This window comes from Methyloversatilis universalis FAM5 (assembly GCF_000214035.2).
GTDB lineage: Bacteria > Pseudomonadota > Gammaproteobacteria > Burkholderiales > Rhodocyclaceae > Methyloversatilis > Methyloversatilis universalis.
Map to the genome: position 1 here is coordinate 123,337 of NZ_AFHG01000048.1, position 22,581 is coordinate 145,917.

16 protein-coding genes are annotated in these 22,581 nt (G+C 68.9%); 8 read left to right on the forward strand and 8 right to left on the reverse strand.

Features of this window, described 5'->3' with window-relative positions; all coding sequences use genetic code 11:
- Window positions 1-54: 54 nt before the first annotated feature.
- Genes METUNV1_RS09785 through METUNV1_RS20100 form a run of 4 tightly spaced genes read right to left on the reverse strand, consistent with a single transcriptional unit; the run spans window position 55 to window position 2,912 of the window.
- Window positions 55-939, reverse strand: coding sequence for a TraB/GumN family protein (locus METUNV1_RS09785; RefSeq protein WP_008061244.1), 885 nt, complete (start codon window positions 937-939; stop codon window positions 55-57).
- Between the two features lie 2 nt (window positions 940-941).
- The gene (locus tag METUNV1_RS09790; RefSeq protein ID WP_008061245.1) at window positions 942-1,904 is read right to left on the reverse strand and encodes a Nudix family hydrolase; all 963 of its coding nucleotides are present in this window, start codon (window positions 1,902-1,904) and stop codon (window positions 942-944) included.
- Complete coding sequence (locus METUNV1_RS09795) at window positions 1,901-2,794, reverse strand: ATP-binding protein (RefSeq protein WP_008061246.1); 894 nt, start codon at window positions 2,792-2,794, stop codon at window positions 1,901-1,903. Before METUNV1_RS09795 ends, METUNV1_RS09790 begins: the two co-directional genes overlap by 4 nt.
- Complete coding sequence (locus METUNV1_RS20100; protein WP_008061247.1) at window positions 2,781-2,912, reverse strand: hypothetical protein; 132 nt, start codon at window positions 2,910-2,912, stop codon at window positions 2,781-2,783. The genes METUNV1_RS09795 and METUNV1_RS20100 overlap by 14 nt, the downstream gene beginning before the upstream one ends.
- A gap of 96 nt (window positions 2,913-3,008) precedes the next feature.
- On the opposite strand from METUNV1_RS20100, the gene mltA reads away from it, so the two are divergent.
- Window positions 3,009-4,346 (forward strand): murein transglycosylase A, encoded by a 1,338-nt coding sequence (mltA, locus tag METUNV1_RS09800; RefSeq protein ID WP_008061248.1) that lies wholly within the window; start codon window positions 3,009-3,011, stop codon window positions 4,344-4,346.
- A gap of 238 nt (window positions 4,347-4,584) precedes the next feature.
- On the opposite strand, the gene METUNV1_RS09805 is transcribed toward mltA, so the two are convergent.
- Together METUNV1_RS09805 and METUNV1_RS09810 are read right to left on the reverse strand one after the other, a co-directional pair.
- Entirely contained in the window at window positions 4,585-5,508 is a 924-nt protein-coding gene (locus METUNV1_RS09805; protein ID WP_008061249.1) for a ZIP family metal transporter, read from the reverse strand.
- A 32-nt stretch (window positions 5,509-5,540) separates the two neighbouring features.
- A complete protein-coding gene (locus METUNV1_RS09810) occupies window positions 5,541-6,803 on the reverse strand; it encodes a dicarboxylate/amino acid:cation symporter (protein ID WP_008061250.1) in 1,263 nt (420 codons plus the stop codon).
- Window positions 6,804-6,919: 116 nt separating this feature from the next.
- Between METUNV1_RS09810 and METUNV1_RS09815 the strand changes: the two genes are divergently transcribed.
- Window positions 6,920-7,579: a S1 family peptidase gene (locus METUNV1_RS09815; protein ID WP_008061251.1), complete on the forward strand. Its 660-nt coding sequence runs from the start codon at window positions 6,920-6,922 to the stop codon at window positions 7,577-7,579.
- A gap of 228 nt (window positions 7,580-7,807) precedes the next feature.
- Window positions 7,808-13,396, forward strand: a complete 5,589-nt coding sequence (uvrA, locus tag METUNV1_RS09820) for an excinuclease ABC subunit UvrA (RefSeq protein WP_008061252.1) — start codon at window positions 7,808-7,810, stop codon at window positions 13,394-13,396.
- A gap of 6 nt (window positions 13,397-13,402) precedes the next feature.
- Here the strand turns inward: uvrA and METUNV1_RS09825 are convergent, their stop codons facing one another.
- Complete coding sequence (locus METUNV1_RS09825; protein WP_008061253.1) at window positions 13,403-14,128, reverse strand: PEP-CTERM sorting domain-containing protein; 726 nt, start codon at window positions 14,126-14,128, stop codon at window positions 13,403-13,405.
- A gap of 270 nt (window positions 14,129-14,398) precedes the next feature.
- Here METUNV1_RS09825 and METUNV1_RS09830 point away from each other — a divergent pair, with 270 nt between their 5' ends.
- The 5 genes from METUNV1_RS09830 (at window position 14,399) to METUNV1_RS20105 (ending at window position 20,794) form a co-directional block, all read left to right on the forward strand.
- Window positions 14,399-14,896 carry a hypothetical protein gene (locus METUNV1_RS09830; RefSeq protein WP_008061254.1) on the forward strand — a complete coding sequence of 166 codons (498 nt, stop codon included), beginning with the start codon at window positions 14,399-14,401 and terminating at the stop codon, window positions 14,894-14,896.
- Between the two features lie 180 nt (window positions 14,897-15,076).
- Complete coding sequence (locus METUNV1_RS09835) at window positions 15,077-15,598, forward strand: PepSY domain-containing protein (protein WP_008061256.1); 522 nt, start codon at window positions 15,077-15,079, stop codon at window positions 15,596-15,598.
- Between the two features lie 226 nt (window positions 15,599-15,824).
- Complete coding sequence (locus tag METUNV1_RS09840) at window positions 15,825-18,335, forward strand: chemotaxis protein CheW (protein WP_008061257.1); 2,511 nt, start codon at window positions 15,825-15,827, stop codon at window positions 18,333-18,335.
- 285 nt (window positions 18,336-18,620) lie between these two features.
- Entirely contained in the window at window positions 18,621-19,283 is a 663-nt protein-coding gene (locus tag METUNV1_RS09845) for a phosphatase PAP2 family protein (RefSeq protein WP_157257873.1), read from the forward strand.
- Window positions 19,284-19,315: 32 nt separating this feature from the next.
- Complete coding sequence (locus METUNV1_RS20105; protein ID WP_008061259.1) at window positions 19,316-20,794, forward strand: glycosyltransferase family 39 protein; 1,479 nt, start codon at window positions 19,316-19,318, stop codon at window positions 20,792-20,794.
- Window positions 20,795-20,809: 15 nt separating this feature from the next.
- Here the strand turns inward: METUNV1_RS20105 and METUNV1_RS09855 are convergent, their stop codons facing one another.
- Window positions 20,810-22,405 carry a sensor domain-containing diguanylate cyclase gene (locus tag METUNV1_RS09855; RefSeq protein ID WP_008061260.1) on the reverse strand — a complete coding sequence of 532 codons (1,596 nt, stop codon included), beginning with the start codon at window positions 22,403-22,405 and terminating at the stop codon, window positions 20,810-20,812.
- Window positions 22,406-22,581 lie beyond the last annotated feature (176 nt).

The window sequence follows — 22,581 nt, forward strand, 5'->3', positions numbered from 1 at the left end:
CCGGAAAGGTGCGACTTCGTGCCTGAATTACGGCAGGACGTCACGAAACTGGAGTCAGTCGGCCGCCTCCACGGTGCAACCCTGTACCGACAGGCGTGACAGCACGCCGTCGGCCCCGGTCAGATGCGAGGCGCCGAAGGCCGCGAATACGCCGCCCTGGCGCAGTTCGGGCAGCAGCCGCTGTTCGAAGCGGGCGTTGCGCGCGCCCAGCAGCGACTGCAGGAAGCGCTGGCCATGGAGCTTCAGCGCGGGCTCCGCCGACATGAGCCGGCTGTTGATGCGGGCCAGTTCGCCGATGTCGCCGGCCAGCCAGGCGCGGGTCATCGGTTCCACGCCGGCCTGTATGAGGTCGTGCCGGCGTGACGCGTCGATCAGCAGCGCGATCTGGGTGTCTTCCGGCAGCAGCGCGATCGCGTCGATCTGTTCCTGCACCTGTTCGATCGGCTGCACCGGCACGCGCCGGGCGCGGGCGGCGTCTATGAGGGCTTCGTCCAGCGAGGGCTGGCGCGCGGCGACCGGCTGCAGCAGCGTGATCAGCGCCGCCCACGGACGCAGGCGCGGTGCGACCCGTGCATCCACGCCGTGCAGGGCCAGTGCCTGCGCGATGCGCGGCCACTTTGCCTTGCCCACCCGGCGCGGAAGGTCCTCACTGTCGTAGACGCTGGCTGCCATGTAGAGATTGACCGCGTCGGCGTCGGTCACCAGTTCCGGCATGAAGACGCGGGCGGCCGCGATCAGCGGTCGCAGCGGTTCGACCCGGGCGAGCACCCGGGGGTCGCCGCTGTGCAGCGTGCCGTACAGGAAGCTGGGTGGCGCGCCCTCGACGTTCACGCGCCACAGCAGACCGCGTTCGAAGGCGGCCGGGACGGCGGCGCGTGCGAGCGCCGGCGCCGCGACCAGCGCGGCCGCCTGCAGCAGGAAGGCGCGCCGGCCGGTCATGGCTAGAGCACCCAGGCGCCGCGTATCGCGGCGATGCCGTGCGCGCCGCAGGTCTGCGCCTGCGCCAGATGGCTGTCGTCCAGACCGCCGATGGCGAACACCGGCAGCGGGCTGCCGGCGACCAGCGCCGTGAAACCGTCCCAGCCCAGCGTGTCGCCCCCGGGGTGGGTCGCCGTGGGCAGTACCGATCCCGCCACCGCGTAGTCCAGGCCCAGTCGCGTGGCCTGCGCCAGTTCATCCACCGAGTGGCAGGACGCGCCCACCCATTCGAAGTCCGGACGCGCCGTCAGGCCGGCCAGCTGGGCGGCTTTCAGATGAACGCCGTCGGCGCCCAGCGCCTGCGCCACCTCCACCGGGCCGTTCAGCACCACCGGGCAGCCGTGATCGCGGGCGATGCGGATCGCCTCGCGTGCGAAATCCAGCGCGGCGGCGTCCAGCACCGGTTCGCGGATCTGCAGCATGAGCCGGCCGCGGCGGCAGGCCTGGCGCAGCGCGTCGAGCTGGGCGGCGGCGCCGATCCGGAAGGCGTGGGTGACCGCCATCCGCGTCGGCAGGCGCAGCGATTTCATGACCGGGCCGTTGGCCGGCAGCATCGGCGACACGGTGAGCGCGTCCGCGGTCTGCCAGGCCAGTGCGCTGTGCACGTGGTCATGCACTCGGCCGCTCCAGCGCTCGACGCGGAAGAAGTGCAGTCGTACGTGCGCGTGCTCGTACGCGTGCGACAGTGTGATCCACGGCGTGCAGTGCTCGACGCGGATGCCCAGTTCCTCGTCCAGCTCGCGCTTCAGCGCGTCGACCGGCGCCTCGCCCTTTTCCACCTTGCCGCCCGGAAATTCCCAGTAGCCCGGGTAGAAGGTGCCGGGCGCGCGCTGGCCGAGCAGGAATTCCCGCGCGCCAGCGCGGCCGTGGGCGCCGTCGCGGAAAATGACCGCGGCGGCCACCGCCACCTGCTTGCGCTCGCTCATCGTCCGCTCCGGGCCGGCGCGGTCACCGCGTGCTGACCGGCCCAGTCGCGCGCGAACTGCCAGGCCACGCGGCCGCTGCGGGCGCCGCGCTCGATCGACCACAGCAGCGCGGCGCTGCGCGCGGCGGCGATCTGGTCGGCGTCCAGCCCGAAGCTCTTGAGCCAGTGGTTCACGATGTTCAGGTAGGCGTCCTGGTCGAAGGGGTAGAACGACAGCCACAGGCCGAAACGCTCGGACAGCGACACCTTTTCCTCGATCGCCTCGCCCGGGTGCACTTCGCCGTCGACATGCCGGGCCTCGCTGTTTTCCGAGAAATACTCGGGCATCAGGTGGCGACGGTTGGAGGTGGCATAGATGAGCACGTTGTCCAGCACGGCCGATACCGAGCCGTCGAGAATGCTCTTCAGCGCCTTGTAGCCGGGTTCGCCTGATTCGAAGGACAGGTCGTCGCAGTAGATGATGAAGCGCTCGGGCCGCTTGGCGATCAGGTCGGTGATGTCCGGCAGGTCGGTCAGGTCGTCGCGGTCCACCTCGATCAGGCGCAGGCCCTTCTTCGCGTACTCGTTCAGCAGCGCCTTCACCAGCGAGCTCTTGCCGGTGCCGCGCGCGCCGGTCAGCAGCGCATTGTTGGCCGGCCGGCCTTCCACGAACTGCTTCGTGTTGGCCTTGATGCGCGCCTTCTGCACGTCGATGTCGCGCAGGTCGGCCAGACGCAGCCGGTGCGGATGGGCCACCGTCTCCAGCCGGCCACGGCCGTTGATGCGGCGCCAGCGGAAGGCGATCGCCTTCCAGTCCGGTTCCACCGGCGGCGGCGGCAGGATGTGCTCCAGCCGGTCGAACAGCGCGTGCGCGCGGGCGATCAGGCCCTCGAAACCGTCAGCGCTGGCCATCGTCGTCCTTCCTTTCGGCCGGATCGATGCGGGCCTTGTCCTTCTTCGGCAGGGTCCACCACAGGATGAACAGGAAGAGCGCCAGCGCGGTGCCGGCCTCGAGCAGGAATAACCACATGGGGCGGAGCTTTCGTCATCGCACCGGCCCTCGGGCGCGGTGCTCGTTATCATGGCGCACTCGGCGCCGCGGGCGCATCAATCTAATTAAATCCCGATGTTCCAGCAAATCCGCCTGCGCACCGCCGGCGTACTGATGATGGTCACTCTGCTGCTGGCGGCCTGCGCCGGCACGCCGCAGACCCCGTCCAGACCTGCACCGAAGCCCGAATCGGCGCCGGCCGTGAGCATGCCCGCGCCGGCCGTGTGTCCGCCGCTGCAGACGCCGGCACCGGCAGCGGCCGCCTGTCCCGCGTGTCCGGCCGCCCCTGCCTGTGCCGCCTGCCCGGTCTGCCCGACCGTGCCGGCGCCCGAAGCCAAGCCGCTGCCGCCGAAGTTGCAGCCGGCCGAGTGGTCGGCGCTCGAAGGCTGGCAGGACGACGACCTGCGCGAATCGCTGCCGGCGCTGCGCGCCTCCTGCAGCGCGGTGGCCAACAAGCCGGGCTGGGGCGAGCCGTGCGCCGCGCTGGTCATCCTGGACCCGAACGACCGCGGCGCGGTGCGCGCCTTCTACGAAGCCTTTTTCCGGCCCTGGCAGCTGCTCAACGGCGACGGCAGCGATCAGGGGCTGATCACCGGCTATTACGAGCCGCTGCTGAAAGCCAGCCGCAGCCGTGGCGGCGCCTACCGGCACGCCATCCATGCGGTGCCGGATGACCTGCTGGTGATCGACCTGTCGTCGGTCAATCCGGACCTGAAGAACATGCGGCTGCGCGGCCGGCTGGAAGGGCGCAAGGTGGTGCCCTACTGGAGCCGGGCCGAACTGGACGCGCGCGCGGCGGAGCTGGACCGCAAGGCGCTGTTCTGGGCAGCCGACGCGCTGGACGTGTTCTTCCTGCAGGTGCAGGGCTCGGGCCAGGTCGAGCTGCCGGACGGCAGCCGGGTGCGCGTGGGCTACGCCGACCAGAACGGTCATCCGTACGCTTCCATCGGCCGCTGGCTGGTGGACCAGGGCGAACTGAAGCTGGAACAGGCGTCGATGCAGGGCATACGCGAGTGGGCGCGCGCCAACCCTTCGCGCGTGCCGGCACTGCTGGCGGCCAATCCGAGCTATGTGTTCTTCCGCGAACTGCCGATCGGCAAACAGGCGCCCGGCCTGCCTGAAGGCCCGCTCGGCGCGCTCGGCGTGCCGATCGCCGGCGGCCGCGTGGTGGCGGTGGACCCGCGCGCGGTACCGCTGGGTGCACCGGTGTGGCTGAGCACCACACGGCCGAACAGCAGCCAGCCGCTGCGCCGGCTCATGATGGCGCAGGACACCGGTGGCGCGATCAAGGGCGGCGTGCGCGCCGACTTCTTCTGGGGTTTCGGCCCGGAAGCCGGCGCCCAGGCCGGCCGGATGAAACAGCAGGGCCGCATGTGGGTGTTGCTGCCGAACGGGGTGACGCCGGGCAACTGAACGTTTGCCCCCTCCCGGTGAAGGCGGGTCTTGCAAGCGGCGAAGTTGTGGGAGCGCCGCCCCCGCCGCGATCGGCCTCTGCCCACTGCGCCTCAGCCCGTCCGCCGCCCGCATCGCGGCGGGGCGCCGCTCCCACCCGGCGCAGCGCATGCGCTGCGAAACCCGGAGGTCACGAGGGTGAGCTTTGCACAGCTCACCCGTTCGACAGGCGCAGCGCATGCGCTGCGAAACCCCTGTCTCACCCCAGGGTCGTGTCGAGCACCATCATCACCATGAAACCGGCCATCAGCCCGAGGGTGGCAGCCTTTTCGTGGCCGTTGCGGTGGGTTTCCGGTATCACCTCGTGCGACACCACGAACAGCATGGCGCCAGCGGCCAGACCCAGGCCGCCCGGGTAGAACAGCGCGACGCTGCTCGACAGGCCGAGGCCGATCAGCGCCCCCAGCGGTTCCATGAAGCCGCTCAGCGCGGCGATGGCCACCGCCTTCAGCGGCGACATGCCGACCGCGCGCAGCGCGACCGCCACCGCCAGCCCTTCCGGAATGTCCTGCAGCGCGATCGCGGTGGACAGCGGCAGCCCCACGGTCATGTCGCCCTGCGAGAAGGACACGCCCATGGCCATGCCCTCCGGCAGGTTGTGCAGCGCGATGGCATTCACGAACAGCCATACCCGGCCCATGCGGGTTTCCGGGCCGCAGCTGCCGCAGTGCTCGTGTTCGTGCGGCGTCATCGCGTCCAGCGCCATCATGAGCCAGATGCCCAGACACATGCCGGCCACCACCACGGCCGCGCCCCAGCCACGTGAGCCGGTGATGGATTCGCCGGCGTCCAGACCGGGCACGATGAGCGAGAAGGAGGAGGCGGCCAGCATCATGCCGGCGCCGAAGCCGAGCAGGATGTCCGAGCCGCGCTGGCCCAGCGAACGCAGGCCGAGCGCCGGCGCCGCGCCCAGGGCGGTGGCGCCGAAGCCGGCCAGACCGGCCAGCAGTCCCCACTGCAGCGCCTGCGGGCTGCGGCTGTCGGCAAACAGCCAGGCGATCGCCGCGGCCAGCACCGCGATGCCTATCATCAGCATGAACTGCAGCGCCGGGTCGAGCTTGAGCCACGGAAACAGCGGGCCGGGGCGTGTGGCGGTCTGTGCGGAAGCGGAAGTCGGATCCATGGTGTCCTGTTCGTTGTCGGATGGCGGGCGGCTCAGCCGGCCGCCCGGGGGGCGTCCTGCGCTTCGGCGCGCAGCGTGAGGTGGTCGACCACGATGCTGCCCACGATGTCGCCTTCCACGTTCACGACGGTGCGCAGCGAATCGAGGATGCGGTCTATCGGCAGCAGGATGGCGATCGCTTCGGCCGGCAGGCCGACCGACTGCAGCACCATGACCATGGTCACCATGCCGGCGCTCGGAATGCCCGGCGCACCGACCGCGGCCAGCATGGACATGACGCACACCACCACCTGCTGGCCCAGGCTCAGTTCGATGCCGGCCAGGCTGGCGATGAACAGCGCCGCCGCCGCTTCGTACAGCGCGGTGCCGTCCATGTTCATCGTCGTGCCGACCGGCACCACGAAGCCGACGGTGGCGGGGCGCACGCCGAAATGCTGCTGCGTGACCCGCATCGTGACCGGCATCGTCGCCGAACTCGAACTGGTGGCCAGGGCGGTGATGAAGGATTCGCGTCCGCCGCGCCACAGCGCCAGGGGGCTCACCTTGGTGATCAGCCACAGCAGGCCGGGCAGCACCACCGCGCCGTGGAACAGCGTGGTGCCCAGCACCACCGCAATAAAGCGCGCCATGGTTTCGAGCAGCGCCATGTCCTGGGTGGCGATCAGTTTCGCCAGCAGCGCGGCAATGCCCCAGGGCGCCAGCCGCATGATGGCGCCGACGATGCGCAGCGAAAGGTCCTGCATTTCCTCCATGCCGCGGTTGATCACCGGATAGCGCTCGCCAGCCTGCACCAGCGCGATGCCGAGAATCAGCGCGAACACCACCAGCGCCACGATGTCGCCATTGGCCAGCGCGGAGAACGGATTCCTGAACAGCCCGGTCAGGAACTGCTGTACGAATTCGGGAAAGGGCAGCTGCTTCGCCTGGAAGCCGGCCAGCGCGTCGGCGAACATGTCCAGATGCAGGCCGGCAGCCGGGTCGAACAGATGGGCGGCGCCCAGCCCGAGCAGCACCGCGATGGTGACCGTGAGCAGGTAGAACAGCAGCGTGGTCACCCAGACACGGCGGATGCTGCCATGCTGCCTGAGCTGGGCCACGCCGACCACGATGGACGAGAACACCAGCGGCACCAGCACCATCTTGAGCAGCGCGATGAACACGCTGCCGATCAGCCCGGCGAGATAGAGACCCTGCACCCGCAGACCGGCGTCCGCCGGCTGCGCGCCCAGAAACATCCCCAGCGCCAGGCCGGCGAGCGCTCCGATCAGAATCTGTGAATTGCCGGACAGCCGCATGCATCGTTCTCCGCGTTTTTTTCCGACCTTACCACCGGTGCGGCGGATGAAACCAAGCCCGCGCCGCGCAGTCGGAGACGCAGCGCGCATCCTCCCCCCGCCGACCGGAGCCCATCATGAGAACAACCGTTGCCGCCCTGCTGATCGCCAGCGCCGCCTGCAGTGCGCAGGCGATGAACATCGCCACCGCCATCCAGACCACGGTGCGGGTGCAGGCCGAACAGCCGGACGGCTCGATTTCCATCGGCAGCGGCGTGGTGCTGCCGGGCCAACGGGTGGCCACCGCCTGCCATGTGGTCGCCGGTGCGAAGGCACTCAAGGCCAGCTATCAGTACGTGGCCAGTCCCGCCACCGTACTGCGTCGCGACGACTGGCGGGACCTGTGCGTGCTGTCGGTGCCCGGTCTGGCCGCGCCGGCGGCGAAGATCGCCCGCGCCGGCGACCTGAAGCCGGGTGACCGGCTGCTCGGTTTCAATGGCGCTTACGGCGTCGACGTGCGCCTGCTGATCGGCGCACTCGACAAGACCTTCACGATGGATGGCGCACCGGTGATGCAGGTGAGCGTGCCGTTCGCCATCGGCGACAGTGGCGGCGGCCTGTTCAACGTGGCCGGCGAACTGGTGGGCATTCTCGCCTTCGTCGCGAAGACGGCCGGTGAGGAACGCTACGCCATCCCGATCGAGTGGCTTGAGGCGGACATCGACGCTACCCGCACCGTGCCCTTCTGGAAGGCGGCGCCGGCTGACATGCCGGATTTTCTGCGGCCGGCGCCCTGAGTTCTTTGCCGCCGCAATCGCGACGAGGGCGTCGCTCCCAAGGTCCTGCTCCACCGGTAGCGCGCATGCATGTCACCTGATCCGGACGCGCGCTTCGCCCCGCGTCAGGCGCGGTGCCGTGCAGAGGCCAGTGGGCGCGACGCCCTCGTCGCGATTCGATCCCTGCCTGCAGCGGGTTCGGCGCCACCGCTGCTACGCTAGCACCCAATTCACCCAGCTCCGTTCATCGTGTCCCGCAAAAGCTATCGTCCCGTCGCCGCCGCGCCCGAAGCCGCCATCCGCCTGCGCGGCGTGCGGCAGAACAATCTGAAGAACCTCGACGTCGATTTCCCGCTCGGCCGGCTCACGGTCGTGACCGGCGTGTCCGGCTCCGGCAAGTCCTCGCTGGTGTTCGACACGCTGTACGCCGAAGGCCAGCGCCGCTATGTCGAAACCTTCTCGCCGTACGCGCGGCAGTTCCTCGACCGCATGGACGCGCCGCAGGTCGACCGCATCGAGGGCGTACCGCCGGCGATCGCCATCGACCAGACCAATCAGGTGCGCACCTCGCGCTCGACGGTCGGCACCATGACCGAGCTGAACGATCACCTGAAGCTGCTGTTCGCCCGCGTGTCGACGCTGCACTGCCGCTGCTGCGGCAAGCCGGTGCAGGCCGACACCGCCGACCGCATCGCGCAGCGGATCGCCGAGCGCGCCGCGGCGGCCGGTGACCCGCGGCTGGCGGTGACCGCGCCGGTCACCGTGCCCGACAACTTCACCGACGCCGAAGTGCAGGGCTGGCTGGAACGCCAGGGCTATACCCGCATCCACGCGCGCGACGGCAATGTGCTGCAGGTGGTGCAGGACCGCTTCCGCGCCGGCAACGCCGGCGAATCGCGCATCGCCGAAGCGGTCGAGGCGGCACTGAAGCTGGGCCATGGCCGCATGCACGTGCAGCTGCTGGACAGCGAGGGCGGCGAGCGCTGGGCCTTCTCCAGCACGCTGCACTGCGCAGACTGCGACATCGCCTACAGCCCGGCCATGCCGGCCACCTTCTCGTTCAATTCGCCGATCGGCGCCTGCGAAACCTGCCGCGGCTTCGGCCGCGTGATCGGCATCGACTTCGGTCTGGTCATTCCGGACGGCCGCAAGACGCTGCGCGGCGGCGCGGTGAAACCGTGGCAGACCGAGTCCTACAGCGAGTGCCAGACCGACCTTGAAAAGCTGGCGCCGAAGTACGGCGTGCCGCTGGACGTGCCGTTCAACGAGCTGTCGGCGGAGCACCGGCAGTGGGTGCTCGAAGGCGACCCGAAGTGGAAGAGCTGGCAGAAGTCCTGGCCCGGCACCTGGTATGGCGTGCGCCACTTCTTCGAGTGGCTGGAAACCAAGGCCTACAAGATGCACATCCGGGTGCTGCTGTCGCGCTACCGGGCCTACACCGAATGCCCGGCCTGCGGCGGCAGCCGGCTCAAGCCGGACGCGGCGCTGTGGAAGATCGAGGGGCAGTCGATACACGACCTGATGCGCTGGCCGGTGGTGAAGCTGCGCGCGATGATGGACGCGCTCGACCTGCCGCCGCCGCTCGACTCGGCCACCGAAGAACTGATGGCGGAAATCCGCACCCGGCTCGGCTATCTGTGCACCGTTGGCCTGGGCTATCTGAACCTCGACCGCCAGTCGCGCACGCTGTCCGGCGGCGAGGTGCAGCGCATCAACCTCACGACGGCACTCGGCACTTCGCTGGTGAACACGCTGTTCGTGCTGGACGAGCCGTCGATCGGCCTGCACCCGCGCGACATGGAGCGGGTGATCGGCGTGATGCAGCGGCTGAAGGACGCCGGCAACACGCTGGTGGTGGTTGAGCACGACCCGCAGATCATGCGCCACGCCGACCGCCTGCTCGACATCGGCCCGGGCGCCGGCACGCGCGGCGGCCACATCGTGTTCGACGGCGCGCCGGCCGCCATGGCCGGTGCCGACACGCTGACCGCCGACTATCTGGCCGGCCGGCGCAAGGTGGACGCCGCGCTCGGCAGCCGCCGCGCTGTCGATGCCGCCACGCCGCGCCTGCTGCTGCGCGGCGCGCGGGCGCACAACCTGAAGAATGTCGATATCGCGATTCCACTCGGCCGTCTGGTCGCGGTGACCGGCGTGTCCGGCTCCGGCAAGTCCACGCTGATCCAGGACGTGCTGCACCCGGCGCTGCTGAAGCACTACGGCCGGCCGACCGAAGCGGCCGGCGAGCACCAGGCGCTCGAAGGGCTGGAGCACATCACGGATGTGGTGATGGTGGACCAGTCGCCGATCGGCAAGAGCGCGCGTTCCAACCCGGTTACCCATGTCGGTGCCTTCGACCCGATGCGCGAACTGTTCGCGCTGCAGGCCGAGGCGAAACAGCGCGGCTATACCGCGGGCACCTTCTCGTTCAACGCCGGCAAGGGCCGCTGCCCGACCTGCGGCGGCACCGGTTTCGAACACGTCGAAATGCAGTTCCTGTCCGACGTGTATCTGCGCTGCCCGGACTGCGACGGCAGCCGCTACCGCGCCGAGGTGCGGGAGATCCGGCTCGACGGTCGCAGCATTTCCGACCTGCTGGCGATGACGGTGCGCGATGCGCGCGACTGGCTGGGCGAACTGGCCACCCACGAGCGTGCGCTGAAGCGCCACGTCGATGCGGCGGTGAATGGCCTGCAGGCGCTGATCGACGTCGGCCTCGACTATGTGACGCTGGGCCAGCCGGTGCCCACGCTGTCCGGCGGCGAGGCGCAGCGGCTGAAGCTGGCCGGCTTCCTGGCCGAGGCGGCGAACGTGAAGGGCGCGAAGGCCGGCAAGAAGACTGACGGCGGCACTCAGGGTGGCAAACTCTTCCTGCTCGACGAACCGACCACCGGCCTGCACTTCGACGACATCGCGCGCCTGCTCGGCGCCTTCGCCAAGCTGCTGGACGCCGGCCACACGGTGCTGGTGATCGAACACAACCTCGACGTGATTTCGGCGGCCGACTGGCTGATCGACCTCGGGCCGGAGGCTGGCGAGGACGGCGGCCAGCTCGTGTTCGAAGGCACGCCGGCGCAGGTCATCGGCTGCGTCGCATCGCATACCGGGCGGGCGCTGGCCGAGTACCGGCTGGCCGACACCTTCTCGCAGGCCGCGCATGAGGCGGCGCCGGTCGAGCAGCAGGACGCGGCGCACAGCGCACTGCGCGCACGCGCCGCGCACAGCATCGTCGTGCACCGCGCGCGCGAGCACAACCTGAAGAACATCGAGGTCGACATTCCGCGCGAGCGCTTCACCGTGGTGACCGGCGTGTCCGGCTCAGGCAAGTCCACGCTGGCGTTCGACATCGTGTTCGGCGAGGGCCAGCGCCGCTACCTCGAATCGCTGAACGCCTATGCCCGCCAGTTCGTGCAGCCGGAGAGCAAGCCGGACGTCGATGGCGTGTTCGGCATTCCGCCGGCGGTGGCGATCGCCCAGCGCACCAGCCGTGGCGGCCGCAAGAGCACGGTGGCCACACAGACCGAGATCTACCACTTCCTGCGCTTGATGTACGTGAAGCTGGGCGTGCAGCACTGTCCGGACTGCGGCTGCGCGATCGCGCCGCAGAGCGAGGACGCGATGGTGGCGCGCATCCTGCGCGAGCGGCGCGGCCAGCACATCGGTCTGCTGGCGCCGCTGGTGATCAACCGCAAGGGCTACTACACCGAACTGGCGCGCTGGGCGAAGTCGCACGGCCACACCCATCTGCGGGTCGATGGAGAATTCCTGCCGACCTCGCCGTGGCCGCGGCTGGACCGCTTCAAGGAACACACGATAGAACTGCCGATCCGCGATTTCGTCGTGAACGAGCGCGACGAACGCACGCTGCGCGACGCGGTGCGCCAGGCGCTGGAACACGGCAAGGGCGTGCTGCACCTGATGTCGCCGCTGGACCGCCTGGGCCAGCCGGACGCGCCGGTGCCCACCATCGAGGTGTACTCGACCCAGCGCGCCTGCCCGAGCTGCGGCACCGGTTTCGCCGAACTCGACCCGCGCCTGTTCTCGTTCAATTCGAAACATGGCTGGTGTCCGAAGTGCATGGGTACCGGCCTCAAGCTGCAAGGCTTCGACGCGGAACAGACCGGCGAGGAGGCCACCTGGAACGAGTGGCAGGAAGACGAGACGGAAGAATGCCCGGCCTGCCACGGCGAGCGGCTGAACCCGGTCGCGCGCAACGTGAAGCTGTTCGGCCAGTCCATCGCGCAGCTGAGCGCGCAGCCGGTTTCGGCGCTGCAGACCACCATCGCCGGCTGGTCGCTCGAAGGCCGCGAAGGCGAAATCGCGCGCGACGTGATCGCGGAGCTGAACAGCCGGCTGCATTTCCTGAGCGAAGTCGGCCTCGGCTACCTGTCGCTGGACCGCGCCGCACCCACGCTGTCCGGCGGCGAGGCGCAGCGCATCCGGCTTGCCGCCCAGCTCGGCTCGAACCTGCGCGGCGTGTGCTACGTGCTGGACGAACCGACCATAGGCCTGCACCCGCGTGACAACCAGGTGCTGCTCGACACGCTGGTGAAGCTGCGCGACAAGGGCAACACGCTGCTGGTGGTCGAGCACGACGAAGACACCATCCTGCGCGCCGACCACGTGATCGATCTCGGCCCGGGCGCCGGCCGGCTCGGCGGCGAGGTGATCGCAGAAGGTCATGCCAGCGATCTGGCGAAGAACGCGGACTCGATCACCGGCCGTTTTCTCGCCCGTCCGCTGGACCACAGCTTCAAGGCGCGCCGGCCGGTCGCTGACGACACGCCTTCGCTCGTCGTGCGCGGCGCCACGCTGCACAACCTGAAGGGCATGGACGTGCGGGTGCCGCTCGGCCGTCTGGTCGTGATGACCGGCGTGTCCGGCTCCGGCAAGTCTTCGCTGGCGCGCGACGTGCTGCGCGACGGCGTGGCTGCGCGGCTGAACGACCCGAAGGCGGCGGTGACCGGCTGCATCGACATCGAAGGCTGGGGCGCGCTCGGCCGCGTGCTCGAAGTGGACCAGACGCCGATCGGCAAGACGCCGCGCTCCTGCCCGGCCACCTACATCGGCTTCTGGGACCAGATCCGCAAGCTGTACGCCGACACCCAGGATGCGCGTGAACGCGGTTTCACCGCTGCGCGCTTCTCGTTCAACACCGGCCCCGGCCGCTGCCCGGTGTGCGAGGGGCAGGGCCTGCGCCAGATCGAAATGTCCTTCCTGCCGGACGTGCGGGTGCTGTGCGAAGCCTGCAACGGCGCGCGCTTCAATTCGGAAACGCGGGCGGTCATCTGGCGCGGCAAGAGCATTGCCGACGTGTTGGCGATGAGCGTGGACGAGGCGGTCGAGTTCTTCGCTGCCCACCGCAAGCTGGCCGACACGCTGAAGCTGATGCAGGAGGTCGGGCTGGGCTATCTGACGCTGGGCCAGCACAGCCCCACGCTGTCCGGCGGCGAGGCGCAGCGCATGAAGCTGGTGACCGAGCTGGCGAAGTCACCGGCGGACGCGAACGATCCGGCGAACGCCCGGCGCGGTCGCGGCAATCCGCACACGCTGTACGTGCTGGACGAACCGACCACCGGCCTGCACATGGCCGACATCGCCAAGCTGATCGGCGTGCTGCACCGGCTGGTGGACGCCGGTCATTCGGTGGTGGTGATCGAGCATGACCTCGACCTGATGGCGGAAGCCGACTGGATCGTCGACCTGGGTCCGGAAGGCGGGGAGGGCGGCGGCCGGGTGGTGGCCGCCGGCGCACCGGCCGACCTGCTGTCGCAGGCGGCGGTGTCGCATACCGCGCGCGAACTGGCGCGCTTCAGACAGGCACGCGATACGCGCGCCTGAGCGGTTTCAGACCGGCAGCGCGCGACGGCGGCGGGTGGCAAACGCTGCCACGCCGGCCAGCGCGATCAGGGCCAGCGCACCCGGTTCCGGCACCGATTCGGCGGTGGCGGCGGCCAGCGGCGGCTTCGGCAGTTCGTAGAAGCGGATCACGTCCTGCGCGGTGGCGCTCGCGAAGATGTCGAAACCGAAGCGGCTCTGCTGCTGCGGCAGGCTGTTGAGCCATTGCTGGGCGAGCGCGATCGAACCGTCGGTCGCGCCCCAGGCCTTGAAGGTGTTCTTCGACAGGTCGAGGTTGTGGCTGGTCTCGTTGACGATTTCCCACACCGCGAGCTGGAAGGCGGCGGACGACACGCTGCTGGTCAGCGCCTGGTCGTAGGCGATGGACGCCAGATTGCCCAGCATGGCGCCGCGCTCGGCCGACAGCGAGCCGTACTGTGCCAGCGTGAGCTGGGTGTAGTCATTCACGGTCGTGCCCAGCTTGGCCGGCTGGAAGATGTCGATGCACCAGGACACGAAATTCTGCAGCGCCGGATCGCTCGATCCCGCCACCGAAGAGCGGAAGCCGCCCGCGTTCATCTGACCGTTCAGGCGCGGGGTCAGGTTGGCGAAACGAACCGTGGTCGTCGGGCCGGTCACTGCGTAGTCGCTCAGCAGCAGCGGCGCAGCCTGGGCGGTGGAGCAGGCCGCAATGCCTGCGAGGACCAGCGGGCGGAACAGGGAACGGATTTTCATTGCGTGCCTTCACTGCTTTATCGGATTGGTTCGCACAGTACCGGCAGCGTCGCGCCTGCCGATAGCGACTAATTCAACACTTTCCGGGTCTTCACAAACTGAAGCATTCGTTGCGCACTGTGCCGTGCGCCTACGCCTGCACTTCATCCCGTCCTACAGGCGGCCTTCCGCGTGCCTGCCATCCTGAGCGCAGGAACATCCGATTACAGGTTTCAGGTGCACGTCCGGCCGCTTCGCGCGTTGAAGGACTCACCCGTTAAGGAGAAGAAGATGAAGGCACTGATGATGGCGCTCGCTCTGAGCGCGACGGCGGGCTCGGCGATGGCGGCGGACGTGGGGGTGTCGATCTCGATCGGTCAGCCCGGGTTCTACGGCCACATCGACATCGGCGATTACTACCCGCGCCCGCAGCTGATCTATCCGCAGCCGGTGGTGATCGTTCCGGGGCCGGTGATGGCGCCGGTCTACATGCACGTGCCGCCGGGGCACGCCAAGAACTGGCGCAAGTACTGCGGCCGCTATGAAGCCTGTGGCCGGCCGGTCTATTTCGTTCAGGACCGCTGGTACAACGATGTGTATGTCCCGCGCTACCGCGAACGGCACGGCTACCGCGAAGCCCGCTACGACGATCACCGCGACCGGGGCGAATGGCGCGATGAGCGGGGCGGCTACCGAGGCGACAGGGATGACGATCGGCCGGATCGCGGCGGTCGCGGAAATGGGCACGGAAATGGAAAGGGGCATGGGCATGGACACGGCCGCGACTGAGTGCAGTGGACGGGGTCGATCCTGCGATGCAGCAGGGAAAGATTCCCGTAAAAGCCGGGAATTTTTCCCGAGAGAAGAGCGCGTCGACCGGAGAAAGGGAAGAATTCCCGGCTGGGGGCTAGACTTGGAATGCCGCGCTGCAACATTCGCGGACCCCATTTCAAGTCCAAGGACCACGCCATGAAGAAAACCGCCCTGTTCGCATCCCTGCTGCTGTCCGCCGGCCTCGTCGCGCCCGCGCTGGCCGACACGACCTTCCCCAAAACCACCGCCGGTTTCGACAAGTGCCTGAAGGCCGCACTCAAGGCGAAGCCGGGCCAGGTGGTGAAGGTGGAACTGAAGAACGAGCGGGGCGAAGGCTACAACTACGAATTCGATATCGAAGCCGCGGACGGCAAGGCCTGGGACGTCGAATGCTCGGGCAAGACCGGCAAGGTGACCGAGATCGAGGAAGAGGTGAAGAAGGACCACCCGAAGTTCGCGGGTGCCAAGGTGACCGAAGCCGCTGCGCGTGAAATCGCGCTGAAGAAGGTGCCGGGCGAAATCGTCGAGGTCGAGTACGAGATCGAGTCCGACGGCAAGGGCTCCTATGAGTTCGACATCCGGACCGCGGACGGCAAGGAAGTGAAGCTGGAAGTGGACACCGAATCCGGTGAAATCACCTCGCAGTCGGAAGAGAAGTGGCAGATCGGCAAGGAGTGACGCCGCAGGCGGACCCGCAGCGGTCGGCCTGCTGAACGGAAAGGGGGCTCAGGCCCCCCTTTTCGTTGACCGTGCATGCGCCTGAACGGGGCGTCGAGCCCTTCAGCTGTATTTTCCGTGCGCCGCCATGGTGCGCGCATGCACCATGAAAGTGATTTTTTATCAATCGCTTAACTTGTTCCGTTGCAGGCCGTTCAGCCGGGTAAACCACTACTCGGAGAGACCGGTGACCTGGACTGAATCCCTGCTTCCCCACATGCGCGGCGTGCTCGCCTGCGAGCGCGAACTGGCTGAACTGCGTTTCACCTGGCAGCTGATCGAAACCACCGCCAAGATGGTGTGCCCGGCCGAAGCCAAGACCATCCTGCCGGCCATGGCCAGCACCCGCGAAGCTTTCGGCCGGCTGGAACGCGAACTGGTGCGCGCGCTGGCGGCGCAGAACGCGGACAAGGTGGCACTTCAGATGCGCGCGCGCGCCCAGGCGGTGGTTGATGTGGTGGTGCGCAATCTGTACGAACGGACCGCCGACGTGGGTTTCCTGGCGACCGACGGCGATCTGCGTGCCTTTCTCGAGGGCGGTGCGGTGGCCCGCGAAGCGGTCGAGGCGCGGCTGCACGAATACATCCGCAAGTACACGGTGTACGACGCGGTGTGCGTGCTCGCGCCCGACGGGCGGCTGTGTGCGGCCATCGGCGAGGGCGTAGCCCCGGAGGGCGACGCCGCGCTGGTGGCCGAGGTCTTGAACGCGCCCGCGCATGTGGAGCGCTTCGGACGCTGTGCCCTGTTGCCCGGCCGTGAGCGGGCGCTGGTCTATGCGCGGCGGATCGACGGCACGAACGGCCGCACGCTGGGCGTGCTGGCCCTGTCCTTCCGCTTCGACGATGAAATGGCGGGCATCTTCCGCACCTTCCGCCGCCCGCGGGACAAGGCGGTCATGCTGCTGCTGGACGCCGCCGGCCGGGTCATTGCCAGCAGCGATCCGGACCATGTCGCGCTGGGTCGCATGCCTGAAGTGGCCGGTGACCGGCAGGGCGCACTGACCGAGTTTGGCGGCCGTGAATACATCGCCTGCACCCGGCCGGCCACCGGCTATCAGGGCTATGCCGGACCGGGCTGGCGGGGACACGTGATGGTGCCGGCCGACCTCGCCTTCCGTGACGACGCCTTCCGCATCGGGGCCACCGTGCCGGACGCCGGATTGCAGTGCGCTGAACTGGCCGCGATCGAACGTCAGGCCGGGGCGATACGCGATGCGCTGAACCGCGTCGTGTGGAACGGTCAGGTGATGGCCGGTGGCCGGCGCGGCGAAGCGCTGAAGCTGAAATCCATGCTGCAGCAGATCAGCGAAACCGGTGAACGGACCCGCGCGGTGTTCTCGCGCGCGCTGGCCGCGCTGTCCGAAACCATCACGTCGTCCACGCTGCAGGATCTGCAGTTCGTGTCCCGGCTGATGATCGACGTGATGGACCGCAATCTGTACGAGCGCGCCAACGACTGCCGCTGGTGGGCGCTGGCGCCTGCGCTGCGCGCGACGCTGGCGGGCGGTGGCGATCCGCGGATGCTCGGACCGCTGCTGGACGGCATCAACCGCCTCTACACGGTGTATGACCGCCTGTTCGTGCATGACGCGGAAGGCCGCATCGTGGCCTGCAGCGCGCTGTCCGGCGACGGCGATGCGGTGCTGGGTACCCGGCTCGATGAGCGGATGCGCGAGGCGGTGCTGCGGCTGCCCGACAGCCAGCGCTACGCGGTGTCGCCGTTCGAGCCGACGTCGCTGCACGGCGGCCGGCCGACCTATGTCTATCACGCCGCCATCCGCGCGCCGCACGACGAGGCGCGGGTGGTGGGCGGCATCGGCATCGTGTTCGAGTCGGACCGCGAATTCCGCGCCATGCTGGGCGAACTGCTGCCCGACCGCGCAGGCGTGTGGGCCGCGTTCTGCGAGCGCGACGGCCGCGTCGTCGCCAGCACCCGTGACGATCTGCCGGCCGGCGCCACGCTGGCGCTGGGGGCGCTGGCCGCCAGTCTGGCGCCGGGCGAGAGCCGCCATGCCCTTGTCGATTTCGGCGGTGTGCCGCACATGGCGGGTGTGGCGATGTCCGCGGGCTATCGCGAATACAAGACCACCGGCGACTACCGCAACGACCTGCTCGCCGTGGTGGCGATCGCTCTGCCGGCATCCGAGCCGGAAGCGGCGCACCGCGGCAGCGACGGCGCGGCCGACAGCCCTGCGCTGCGCCCGGGCGAAGGCGAGGAATTCGCGGTGTTCCGTCTGCACGACCGCCTGCTTGCGATCACCGCCCACCGCGTGCTGGAGGCGGCCGAAAGCACGCGCGTACGCCGCATCGGCAGCGGCGAGGGGCTGGTCGCAGGTGTGCTGCCCATGGACGACGGCGAGGCGGCGTCCCACGTGCCGGTGATCAGTCTGCGTGCCTTCTTCGGCCTGCAGGGCGCCGGAGATGAGCGCACGGGTGGCCACGTGGTGGTGGCGCAATGCAGCCAGGGGCGCATCGGACTGCGGGTGGATGATCTGGTCAGCGTGATCGAATGCGGCGAACAGGACATCCGTGCAATGCCTGAAATGATGGCCGGACGCTTCCGCTGGCTGGAGCGGCTGGTGAGCACCGGCGCGGCGCAGCCGCTGGTGTCGGTGCTTGATCTCGATGCGCTGTACGGCATGCTGCGCGAACGCATGCCGGGCGAACTGGACGCGCCGGAGGCGTTGGCGCTGGCCTGAGAGCCGTCCCGGCGGGCAAAAAAAAGCCCGCCGGGGAGGGCGGGCAATCAAGAAGGAGGGTTGGTCCGGGCCACTCAAAAGAGCGGTCAGCACAGGATTCAGAGTATCGGAGCCCATGCCGGGCAGGTGTGAGCAGATGCAAGCGGGTGTAACCGCAGCGGCGCGCAGCTTTCACGGGTTTTTAAGGAAGGGGCGCCATCATCTGGCGTCATGCATCCGTTTGCTCATCCCCCCTGCGCGCCCGGCCTGTCCCGACTGCCGGCCTGGCTGCCCCGTCGCGACGCCGTGCTGCTCCTGCTGACGGTGCTGCTGTTCACGGTGCTGCCTCAGCTCGATCTGGAACTGAGCCGGCTGTTCTATTCCTACGGCCGCAATGTGTTCATCGGCCGTGAGCTGTGGATCAACCGCTTCATCTACCAGGCGATTCCCGTGATCGGCTGGAGCGTGACCGTGGGCCTGCTGATCGCCTTCTTCGCCTGCCGGTTGTCGCGGCGCACCGCGTGGCGGGCGTGGACGCCGCGACTGGCCTTCCTGCTCGCGGTCATGGTGGCCGGGCCGGGTCTGGTCGCGACCGCGCTCAAGGACCACTGGCATCGGGCGCGTCCGGTGCAGCTGGCCGAATTCGACGGCCGGCTGTCCTTCACGCCGCCGCTGCGGCCGACCGACCAGTGCGGCAGCAACTGTTCCTTCGTCAGCGGTCACGCCATGGTGGGTTTCTGTTTCATGGCCCTGGCCTGGCTTTCATCCAGCCACCGACGTCGTCTGATGATGCTGGGCGTGGCGGCTGGCGCGGCGGTCGGTCTGGCCCGCATGATGCAGGGCGGCCACTTCCTGTCTGACGTCATGTTCGCCGGCTGGATCGTTTACGGGCTGTGCAGGGTCTTCGACGCCTGGCTGCTTGGCCAGCGGCCGTCAGGTCGCACGGCGGCGCAGGTCGTGGCCGATTGAACGGCGTTCTGCGCGCGCGGTCGCCGGCTTCCATGCTGGTCGCCGTGCTGGGCCTGCTGCTGCTGTGGCGGGTCGCCGCCCTGCTGCTGAACGGTCACGACCTGTTCGTCGATGAAGCGCAGTACGTCGTGTGGGCGCGCGATCTGGCGGCAGGGTACTACTCGAAGCCGCCACTGCTGGCCTGGCTCATCGGCGGTGCGGTGCGGGTGTGCGGCGAGGGTCAGGCCTGCGTGCGGGGCATGGCCAGTCTGCTCTACGCGCTGGCGGCACTGGTACTGTTTCACGGGCTGAAGCCGGTGCTGGGGGCGCGGCCCGCGCTGTATGGCGCACTGGCGCTGGTGTTCGCCCCGCTGCCTGCACTGTACGGCCTGTTCGTATCGACCGATGCGCCGCTGCTGCTCGCCAGCGCGCTGTTCGTGCATCGCACGCTGGCGGTGCTGCGCGACCCGCGTGCCGCGAACTGGCTGGGACTGGGCGCGGTGTCGGGTGTCGGGCTGCTGGCGAAGTACAGCTTCGCGCTGTTGCCGGTCGCGCTGGCCCTCCATCTGCTGCTGTCCGCGGACGGCCGTCGGCATCTGCGCACGGTCGGGCCCTGGCTGGCCGCGCTGGCTGCGCTGGCGGTCTGTTCGCCCAACCTGCTGTGGAATGCGCAGCATGCCTTCATTACCTTCACCCATACGGCGGAAATTTCCCAGGTAGATCGCAGCGGCGTGCATCCGGGCGGGCTGGCGCTGTTCCTGGCCGGGCAGCTGATGGCTTTCGGTCCGGCCAGCTTCTGGGTGCTGCTGTCCGGCACCGCTGCGACGCTGCGCCCGGCCGCGCCGGCGCAGCGGCAGGCGCTTCATTGCCTGATCGCGCTGGGTGCGGTGCCGCTGGCGTTCTTCGCACTGCTGGCGCTGCTGTCGCGCGCCAATCTGAACTGGCCGATGTTTGCCTTCGTGCCGCTGGCCGCACTGGCCGGCTGGGCGATGGCTGCACAGTCCCGCGAGCGGGCGCTGCGCGTCACGGTGGCGACCACCGTGCTGCTGCTGGCCGTGATCCAGCATTTTCCGGGCTGGGTCAGGCTGTCCGGCCTGCAGCCGGCTTACCGGGCCGATCCTTTCGGTCGGCTGCAGGGCTGGCAGGACGCCAGCCGTCAGGCCGCGGACTGGCTCGCCCGGCATCCGGACGCGGATCCGCTGACCGACAGCCGTACCGTGGCGGCCGAACTGCTCTATTACGCGCCGGCGCTGTCGTCGCGGCTGGCGATGTGGAACCCCACCGGCCGCGTCGGCGATCACTACCGGCTGACCCGCGATCTGGCTGCGCGGCCGCCCGGCGGTCATTACCTGTATCTGGGCGCCGCGCCCGATCTGAACGGCTTGCGGGCCGGTTTCGACCGTGTGCAGCCGCTGGGCCGCATCGAGGTGCGTACCCACCGTGACCATGCGATACGCCTGGACGTGGTCGCGCTGGATGGCTTCCGCGGCTATGCCGGCGTGTCGGCCACGTTGCGCCCGGACGCGGACTGAGGGGCTGACCCCCGCTCAGGGTCCGGGCGCGGTCGATTCGGCGTGGATGAGGCAGTAGCGACCCTTGCCGGCGTGCTTGGCGCGGTACATCGCGCCGTCGGCCAGCCGCTGCAATGCCGGCAGCGTGCTGTCTGCGCCGGCGATCACGATGCCTATGCTGGCGCCAAGCCCGGCGTCGATCGACTGTATCGCCGTGATCAGCCGTTCCGCCAGCGTGGCCGCGATCGCCTCGACCTGGTCCGCCGGTGCCACCAGCGCCACCACGAATTCGTCGCCGCCGAGCCGCCCGGCCAGATCCGAACCGCGCAGGTTCTGTCCGATCTGGCCGGCTACCTCGCGCAGCACCTCGTCGCCCCGCCAGTGGCCGTGCAGGTCGTTGATTGCCTTGAAGTTGTCGAGGTCCAGGAACATGAGCGCGACACGGTCACCGTCAGGCAGGTTCTGCTGCAGCTGGCCGTAGGCGGCCGCGAAGGCCTCGCGCCGGTACAGCCGGGTCAGCGAATCTCGCCGCGCCTGCAGCAGTTCCGCTTCGGCCGCCCGGTAGTCCTCGGACAGCGATCCCAGCGCCTCGTCCGAACGGCGGCGTTCCTGTTCGGTGCTGACGATATGGCGCTGTATCGATTGCAGTTCGGCCACCCGCAGGCGCTGTGTGCCGTGGCCCGGAGTGGCGAGTGCCGCGAACTGGCGGGCGAGCGAACGCGATATCCACAGCGCGAAGCTCACGGCCAGCCCGAGCGACACCACGCCGATGATCGCGAACTTGGTCAGTGAATCGTGCAGCGGGCCGTACAGCGTGGCGTCCGGCACGCTGATGGCGACAGCCCAGCCCCAGTTGCCGACCGGTCTGATGGCGGTGGTGACCGGTATGCCCTCTGTCGTGATCCGTTTGAACACGCTGCGGCGGTTCTCGCGAGAGGCGGCGGCCAGCGCCTCCGACGCCGCCTTGCCGACGAACTGTTCCGCGCCGAGCGAGCGCGTCACCACGATGCCCGAAGCGTCGAGCGTGCTGGCGATCCAGTCCTCCGGAAGATCCTGTTCGCGCACTGTCTGGGCCAGTGTGTCAGCCAGCAGGATGAGCCGCAGACAGTAGGCGATTTCGCCGTTGATCCGCACCGGAACGCCGATCGCGACCACGTGCCGGTCACTGATCGGCGACTTGAACACGCCGGACAGTACCGGCCGGCCGGTCGAGAACACCTCGTGCACCGCCTTCAGGTCGCTGACCGCGGGCATTTCCGCACCGAAGGGGCGGGCGGTGAAGAAGGTCATGCGGTCATCGCGGTCTATCAGGACCACCGCGCGGAAATCCGGATTGTCATCGACCAGACGGCGCGACTGCCGGTACGCGCGTTCGAGGTCACCGCTGACGAAGGCATCGTCCTGTCCCAGCGCGCTCAGGGCGCCGATCGCGCGGCTCATGCGCTCGTTCAGCGCCCGCGCCACCAGTTCGGTCTGCTGGATCAGATTGTCCTTGGTGGCACGCTGGCTCTGTTCGCCCAGTGCCACCAGCAGATGAGTGGCGAACAGCGCCAGCGGCAGCAGAGACGCCAGCACCAGCCCAAGCAGCCAGCTGCGCATGCTGCTGAAGAAATAGGGGGTCGGTTCGGCCACAGCGACGTCGGGCAGGGGAAACAGAGGTGCCCCTTATACACCCGCAACATTGCACCGTCCCAGCGCCTTTGGATCACGCGCGCCTGCATCGCCTACGGCCCGGACCGCGACCGGACGACGGAAACGAAAACGGCCCGCATCGCTGCGGGCCGTCGTGCTTGGGGCGGTGTGCGGTA